The sequence below is a fragment of the Micromonospora sp. LOL_025 genome (genome assembly GCF_048060285.1).
Taxonomy (GTDB): domain Bacteria; phylum Actinomycetota; class Actinomycetes; order Mycobacteriales; family Micromonosporaceae; genus Micromonospora.
The window spans coordinates 1-359 of sequence record NZ_JBHMIR010000145.1 but is presented as its reverse complement, the minus strand read 5'-3'; the positions used below and the strand labels follow the sequence as shown (position 1 = coordinate 359).

General features: G+C 73.5%; 1 protein-coding gene. It reads right to left on the bottom strand.

What is annotated here, in order from left to right; translation table 11 throughout:
- On the bottom strand, positions 1 to 359 hold a 359-nt coding region (locus ACFHW0_RS31875), incomplete at both ends, for a ketoacyl-synthetase C-terminal extension domain-containing protein (protein WP_416613335.1).

Genomic DNA, 359 nt, shown 5'->3' with positions numbered 1-359 from the left:
CGACACCAACCGCGCGGCCTGACCCGCCAGACCCCGCTCGGAGCGCCCCGACACCACCCACGGCACCGGCAGCCCCACGGGGCCCGCCGCTGGCTCCGCCCCGGCCTCGGGTTCGGTCTCGGGCTCCGGCTGTTCGAGGATCACGTGGGCGTTGGTGCCGGAGATGCCGAACGACGACACGCCCGCACGCCGCGGACGCTCCACCCCCGGCCACGCCCGCGACTCCGTCACCAACTCCACCGCACCCGACGACCACTCCACATGCGACGACGGCGCATCCACATGCAACGTCGCCGGCACCACACCCGCCCGCATCGCCAAGATCATCTTGATGATGCCCGCCACCCCCGCAGCCGCCT